The organism is Paenibacillus sp. EB106-04-04-XG159 (assembly GCF_058791835.1).
The window spans coordinates 24,724-30,834 of sequence record NZ_JBYTDY010000031.1 but is presented as its reverse complement, the minus strand read 5'-3'; the positions used below and the strand labels follow the sequence as shown (position 1 = coordinate 30,834).

The 6,111-nt window shown below is 44.6% G+C and carries 9 protein-coding genes and 1 tRNA gene; 2 read left to right on the top strand and 8 right to left on the bottom strand.

Going from position 1 to position 6,111, the window contains the following annotated elements; all coding sequences use genetic code 11:
* Window positions 1-112: 112 nt before the first annotated feature.
* Entirely contained in the window at window positions 113-1,126 is a 1,014-nt protein-coding gene (locus AC3WTP_RS22870; RefSeq protein ID WP_492396928.1) for an LCP family protein, read from the bottom strand.
* Window positions 1,127-1,170: 44 nt separating this feature from the next.
* Window positions 1,171-1,914, bottom strand: coding sequence for a DUF421 domain-containing protein (locus tag AC3WTP_RS22865; protein WP_492396927.1), 744 nt, complete (start codon window positions 1,912-1,914; stop codon window positions 1,171-1,173).
* Between the two features lie 431 nt (window positions 1,915-2,345).
* Here AC3WTP_RS22865 and AC3WTP_RS22860 point away from each other — a divergent pair, with 431 nt between their 5' ends.
* Window positions 2,346-2,711: a DnaJ family domain-containing protein gene (locus tag AC3WTP_RS22860; RefSeq protein ID WP_492396926.1), complete on the top strand. Its 366-nt coding sequence runs from the start codon at window positions 2,346-2,348 to the stop codon at window positions 2,709-2,711.
* 60 nt (window positions 2,712-2,771) lie between these two features.
* On the opposite strand, the gene rpsR is transcribed toward AC3WTP_RS22860, so the two are convergent.
* Genes rpsR through rpsF form a run of 3 tightly spaced genes read right to left on the bottom strand, consistent with a single transcriptional unit; the run spans window position 2,772 to window position 3,926 of the window.
* On the bottom strand, window positions 2,772-3,050 hold the full coding sequence (gene rpsR / locus AC3WTP_RS22855; RefSeq protein ID WP_458569586.1) for a 30S ribosomal protein S18: 279 nt from the start codon (window positions 3,048-3,050) through the stop codon (window positions 2,772-2,774).
* A 52-nt stretch (window positions 3,051-3,102) separates the two neighbouring features.
* A complete protein-coding gene (gene ssb, locus AC3WTP_RS22850) occupies window positions 3,103-3,600 on the bottom strand; it encodes a single-stranded DNA-binding protein (protein WP_492396925.1) in 498 nt (165 codons plus the stop codon).
* Between the two features lie 41 nt (window positions 3,601-3,641).
* Window positions 3,642-3,926, bottom strand: coding sequence for a 30S ribosomal protein S6 (rpsF, locus tag AC3WTP_RS22845; RefSeq protein WP_492396924.1), 285 nt, complete (start codon window positions 3,924-3,926; stop codon window positions 3,642-3,644).
* A 249-nt stretch (window positions 3,927-4,175) separates the two neighbouring features.
* Between rpsF and AC3WTP_RS22840 the strand changes: the two genes are divergently transcribed.
* A complete protein-coding gene (locus tag AC3WTP_RS22840; RefSeq protein WP_492396923.1) occupies window positions 4,176-4,370 on the top strand; it encodes a YjzC family protein in 195 nt (64 codons plus the stop codon).
* A 400-nt stretch (window positions 4,371-4,770) separates the two neighbouring features.
* Here the strand turns inward: AC3WTP_RS22840 and AC3WTP_RS22835 are convergent.
* The 3 genes from AC3WTP_RS22835 to AC3WTP_RS22825 form a co-directional block, all read right to left on the bottom strand.
* Window positions 4,771-4,861 (bottom strand) — tRNA-Ser (locus AC3WTP_RS22835).
* A gap of 77 nt (window positions 4,862-4,938) precedes the next feature.
* Entirely contained in the window at window positions 4,939-5,172 is a 234-nt protein-coding gene (locus AC3WTP_RS22830; RefSeq protein ID WP_492396922.1) for a DUF951 domain-containing protein, read from the bottom strand.
* A 1-nt stretch (window position 5,173) separates the two neighbouring features.
* Complete coding sequence (locus AC3WTP_RS22825; RefSeq protein ID WP_492396921.1) at window positions 5,174-6,109, bottom strand: mechanosensitive ion channel family protein; 936 nt, start codon at window positions 6,107-6,109, stop codon at window positions 5,174-5,176.
* Window positions 6,110-6,111: the final 2 nt, after the last annotated feature.

Genomic DNA, 6,111 nt, shown 5'->3' with positions numbered 1-6,111 from the left:
TCTGTTAAACCGAGCTGAGGAAAATAAACCAACTGTTTTTGTTTTTTACACTGTCTACTTGACAGGTAGCACTTCACCAAGCAGCCGGCTCTTGCTATATTAAGGTTATAAATTAATCATTGCTCATCTGACGCGGAACCATTAACTGCTCTTTTGGTGTTTTTGGATCCAGCCAATTATTGATTAGCTCCTTCACATAAGTGAGATCTTCTTCATCCGCCATGTAGTACCATACTCCGTCATCCATCTCGCCCTCACCATGCAGCATATAACTGCTGATTGCTGGTGCGGTGTCCTGCTTAAACATATATTTGGCCAGGTTGATCATGTACTTAGGCTTCATATCTGTTGTGAAATTATTACCTACCACCTCAAGGATCTGCGGGAACTTTCCGATCTGATCCAACTCAATAGCTCGATCTACAACAGCTTGCATGAAGATTCGATGTCTCTCGGTTCGATTCATATCCGAATCCTCACGGTAACGCACATAGTACAGAGCCTCTTGACCATTATAGAGCTCTTTGCCGCCTTCAATCGTGAACTTCTCATGATTCGGATCTTTGTTCACAATATCTTCTGTAATCGGAAGTCTTATGCCTCCAAGCGCATCAACCACTTCCTTAAGGCCTTCAAAGTTAATCGTTGCATAATGATCTACTGGACTATCCAACAGGTTGGATATCGTATCCATACTCATCTTAGCGCCGCCTGTAGGACCGCCCTTCGCGGTACCGAATGCGTATGCGTGATTGATCTTATCTGAAGTACCATGCCCTACGATTTCGGTATACGTATCACGAGGTATGGAAACGAGAAGCACCTTATTGTCCTTTGGACGGACAACTGAATAGATGATCGTATCCGAACGACCTATTTCGTTGTCTCGTTGGTCAATGCCCAGCAGAGCGGCTGAGAACGGCTCCTCTAATTCACGATCAACAACTGGGTTCTCGGCTATAGGCTGATATGACGGATCAAGCTTTTGTTCTACTGTATCGGATAGGAATAAATCAAATGCAAATATGGCTAATTGTTTACGGAACACATAACAGCTAAGCAATATAATCAATACGACAGCAAGTATGATCCACCATTTCTTTGTAGATTTTTTTTTCGTTTTCATTTAATCGTCCACTTCTTCCCCTAATAATATCCATAATAAATCCCTTAATCAGACTTTGACTTAAATAATTGCTCTCCAGCACCACTCGAAGCTTGATTGTACAGATCAATATGCAATTGATGCTGATCATTTACTTCCACGATAAACACTTCTTCCTTACGAAGTCCTCGCTTGCCAAGCTCTGCTTCAAGCCATGCTTGATCTTTGCCAATCCGCTTCAATTCATCTTCCAACACATTTCCATCCATCAGTACAATGGTTGAAAGAAGAAATGATTCATCTTCATCCCGATCTCCCAGTTGGGAATGAATATGCTCAAGTGTCAGAGGTTGAAGATTCTTCTTGAGCATCACATTAATCTCACCGCTTGGTTCCATAACGGCGAATTCTACATCCGACACACGGAAGGTATTGTGATTGCGCAGCTGCACCATCATTTCATCAATGGTTAAACGTTCTTTGCGCATATTCTGCTCCATGATCTTCCCATTCTGAATAATGATCGTGCTTTTACCGTCAACCCAATCGCGGAATCGCTTGCTCTTCAACTGGATCCATGAGATCCCGACAGACGTTAATACCCATACACTCATTGAAATGATCCCTAGAACCCACTTGCCGTCAGCGTTGATCGTTATATATACGACAACACTGCCTATGGTTAATCCCGTCATGTATTCAAATAATGATAACTGTGATACTTGCCGCTTGCCAAGCAGCTTAGTCATAATGAACAAGATCACCATGGCAAGCCATGTCCTTAAGATTACACTTATCCAATCCTCCATGGGCTCCCTCCTGCTGTGTGCAGTTAGGCATAGGATAGACAAGAGCGATCCGTTTTACGTATCATAACGTCCTGCCGCTATCTGTCATATTAGGTTAATCGATATTCATTCCCGCTTCCGTATATGATGAAATGACCAATTGCTGTCTGCTCCATATGCACTGTCAAGGGAACGTAGAATGCTATCCGTGACATAACACCTATCCCAAGACAATAAGTTTATTTTACTAGCATTGAAGCAAAAAATAAAATACTAGTTTGTTATTCCAATTATAGTTCACATAATGGAAGGGATCCGCCTTGGCTTCGGCTTATTAACATTGCTATAATAAAGTTAATATTAAGGTTTATTTTTCCATTAATAAATAAGCTAAATGAGTGTATTCATCATTCACATTTCTGTGCGGGATAAATGTCGAGGGGGTATCTGATATGAGCGAACGAAAGGATTCTATTGACGCCATATTCGAGGAATATGAGAGGTCTGGCGGGCTGCAAGACCTGCCTGGCAAGGGAAAGCCCATTCCGGAGGAAGCACTTAAAGGCGATGTGTTGAATGGCATCCTGAAGAATGCCAACTATGTCCCTGCATGGGTCGAGCAGCAGCAGCAGATCGCCGCGATGATCCGGAAGGCTGTCCAAGCATTAGACAGCGGTCAGCAAGAAGCAAGCGAAACGCTTGTCGTTCAGATTAATGAAGCGATTCGCAAATACAACCGTTCTTGCCCTCCCATTATGCAGCGCGGCCTCGTATTTCCTGAGTCACTGCGTGACAAGCTTGCGATATGGGAAGCCTGATATCATGGCTGTATAAACAAAACCGCCGACCCAAGGGTCGGCGGTTTCTTATAATACGGACTACTCCGTAGTGTATGGCAGCAATGCTACTTGACGGGAACGCTTGATAGCGATTGTCAAAGCACGTTGGTACTTCGCACAAGTTCCTGTCACACGACGTGGCAAGATTTTGCCGCGCTCGCTGATAAACTTTTTAAGCAAATCAGTATCTTTGTAGTCGATGTGAGTAATCTTGTTCGCTGTGAAGTAACATACTTTACGGCGCTTGTTACGGCCACGACGACCACCACTGAATTTACGCTCACGGCCTTCGCCGCCATCGTTTTGCTTGAAGCTCATATCTGTTCAACTCCTTCGTTTAGAATTCCATGTCCTAATGGCTTATGCACCATTAGAATGGCAGATCATCATCCGATATATCGATCGGTTTGCCGTCGTCCGAAAAAGGATCCGCTGCTGGACCACGCGAGAAACCAGAATTGGAGTTATTGCCGCCACCACGTGACTGGCTTGGCGCAGGTGCTGCACCATATCCTCCACCTTGATCTTCACGAGAACCGCCGCCGTCGCGATTGGACTCCAAGAACCGCACATTATCCGCAATAACCTCGGTTACGTATACTCGTTTGCCTTCGTTATTATCGTAATTTCGCACTTGGATGCGTCCTTCAACGGCTGTGAGTCGACCTTTGCGCAAATAGTTTGCACACGTCTCAGCCAGCTGTCGCCATGTAACGACAGGAATGAAATCCGCTTCACGTTCCCCGCCCTGACTCGAGAACGGACGGTCTACCGCCATTGTGAATTGCGTTACCGCAACTCCAGACGGAGTGTAGCGCAATTCAGGGTCTTTTGTCAGACGACCAATCAAGATCACGCGATTTAACATCGTATCCCTCCTTCAACAGCTTGTTTACTACATGACAGGCATTAAGCCACGTCGTTTGTTACGAGATGACGGATAACTTCGTCAGCGATCTTCAGCTGGCGATCCAACTCCGCTACTACTGCAGGCTCAGCTGTGAAGTTAACCAACACATAGATACCATCGCGGAATTTCTTGATCTCGTACGCAAGACGGCGTTTACCCATTACGTCATGCTTAGTAATTTCACCGCCGTTAGAGATGACGCCCTGGAATTTTTCAACAACAGCTTGTACAGCTTCTTGCTCAACATCCGGACGAATAATGTACATCAATTCGTACTTGCGCATATAATTCACCTCCTTATGGACTTTGGCCCCTGGATTCATTGCCAGGAGCAAGGAGCACGAGTAAAACTCGCACTAAATTAGTGTATCAAAAAGCGGACCAAGAAGCAACTAATTGCTTTATTTTTCAATGATGACATTTCCTACAGTACCTCCCCGCCATTACCTACTATAGGTCCTCCCCTTATCGTACACCCTATGTGATGCAGAGCTCGTCATATCCTGACTTACATGTGAAGGAGGTTATTCATTATGGGTGAACGCACTGAGTATAATCCTGGCGACCATGCACCGAACGACGCTGTCTACATCGAAGTGGGTGAAGTCAGCTTCCACACGGAGATCATGAATCCGAAGCAGATCAAGTTGAAGAAGGGTGAGCCATTCCCAGAAACGACAAACAAGGATCGCAAGTGGAAGAAGAAGTCCCACGCTATGGTACATTAGAGGCTTTCAAAAATTTTTTTGAACTCGATGTATAAACGTCCGATAAACGACCATAATAACAACTGACGGTACGAAGCGAGGTGGCGTTCCATTGAACAGTGGAGCTGAAAAACCAAACGTAGACTTGTCTTTACCAAATGAATGTGAAGCGAGGGGTTGTGCTAAAGGCTATTAACGGTCTCACACACAAGAAAGCGACATGGATGATTTCATGTATGTTTGATCCAAGCGAATCGTAAATGAAGTAAGGCGTGTAAGTCGATCCTTGTACCGTCAACTAGAAAGAGCCCCCGCGTACGCGGGGGCTCTTTGCTTATGTAGATGTGTTATGTAGATGCGCATGACTTGTTGAATAAACAAAAAAAACGACTCGCATGAGTCGCTGTTATTAGCAATATAGTGGCGGAAAGGGTGGGATTCGAACCCACGCACGCCTTGCGACGCCTAGTTGATTTCGAGTCAACCCCCTTGGGCCTCTTGGGTACCTTTCCGCAGTGTTATTGATCATAACATAAGTTAAGAAAGGATGCAAGATTTTTATATGGTTATGCACCCCATCCACTGTATGCTATTCGTTAGTTAAATCCTGAGCTGATGGTCCTTCCTTTGGCGCAGCGGAATGCAGCACTTTCTTCATATTCTTCTCAAACTTTACGCGAGGTACGAGCACACTGTGCTTGCAGCCCACACACTTAATACGAATATCCATGCCCATGCGAATGATCTCCATCTCATTCGTGCCGCATGGATGCGGCTTTTTCATCTGAACGATGTCTCCTAGATCAAACGACTTGCGATCCATATTAGACTCCTCCTTTGTCCTGTCGATGATAAGTTACCATGCGTGGATAAGGGATCTCGATGCCATTCTCATCAAGAGATCGTTTCATAATCTGATTTATTTTACGAGTTACGGAAGCTTGTGTATTGGGCTTACATTCAGCGATTACTCGAATGACTACTTCAGAGGGTCCCAATGTTTGTACACCCAGCACTTGTGGAATTTTCGTAATGTTGGTGTCTTGATCTACGATCGATATTAACGTCTTCTCAATTACTTTAGTCGCATGCTCTACATTCTCTTCGTATGCAATCCCAACATCAATCACAGCGATGGAATTGTTAAGTGAAAAGTTAGTTACTTCTGTGATGCTGCCATTTGGAATGATAAATACTTCACCCGTCCAGCTATGAATTCGCGTCGATCGCAAGCCGATCATCTCAACAGTCCCTTGATTCTGACCTACCTTAATTACATCACCTACCGCGAATTGATCCTCGAAGATGATAAAGAATCCCGTCATAACATCTTTAACCAAGCTTTGCGCCCCGAAACTGACGGCTAGACCGAGGACGCTCGCACCCGCTATCAGCGGAGCCAGATCGATGTTGAAGACAGACAAGATCAATAGGATCATGATGAAATTCATCGCTAACGACGTTATGTTTTTGAGCAGCTTGCCTATTGTAATCAGTCGTCTAGGGTTAACGGAGATCCGATCCTGCTCTTTCGCCTTCATGGCATGATTAATCATGCGATGGACTATACGTATCACAATTCGAGTGATTATGAAGATAAGCAGTATTTGCAATGCTCCGATCAACAGCGCTTCCCACGTATTATCCAACCAGACCATGAACTCGTCTTTCCATTTTTCTAATACCGTCAACGTCTGTTCTACACTCTCTTCTACACTCTGCTCGGTGTTTCCTGCTGTTGCTATATACCAAGATTTCATAT

What these genes read in the sequence shown, in the direction of transcription:
- rpsR (WP_458569586.1), bottom strand. Translation starts at nt 3,050, where the DNA reads ATGAGCTTCAAGCAAAACGATGGCGGCGAAGGCCGTGAGCGTAAATTC.
- AC3WTP_RS22860 (WP_492396926.1), top strand. Translation starts at nt 2,346, where the DNA reads ATGAGCGAACGAAAGGATTCTATTGACGCCATATTCGAGGAATATGAG.
- AC3WTP_RS22865 (WP_492396927.1), bottom strand. Translation starts at nt 1,914, where the DNA reads ATGGAGGATTGGATAAGTGTAATCTTAAGGACATGGCTTGCCATGGTG.
- ssb (WP_492396925.1), bottom strand. Translation starts at nt 3,600, where the DNA reads ATGTTAAATCGCGTGATCTTGATTGGTCGTCTGACAAAAGACCCTGAA.
- AC3WTP_RS22825 (WP_492396921.1), bottom strand. Translation starts at nt 6,109, where the DNA reads ATGAAATCTTGGTATATAGCAACAGCAGGAAACACCGAGCAGAGTGTA.
- AC3WTP_RS22840 (WP_492396923.1), top strand. Translation starts at nt 4,176, where the DNA reads ATGGGTGAACGCACTGAGTATAATCCTGGCGACCATGCACCGAACGAC.
- AC3WTP_RS22870 (WP_492396928.1), bottom strand. Translation starts at nt 1,126, where the DNA reads ATGAAAACGAAAAAAAAATCTACAAAGAAATGGTGGATCATACTTGCT.
- AC3WTP_RS22830 (WP_492396922.1), bottom strand. Translation starts at nt 5,172, where the DNA reads ATGGATCGCAAGTCGTTTGATCTAGGAGACATCGTTCAGATGAAAAAG.
- rpsF (WP_492396924.1), bottom strand. Translation starts at nt 3,926, where the DNA reads ATGCGCAAGTACGAATTGATGTACATTATTCGTCCGGATGTTGAGCAA.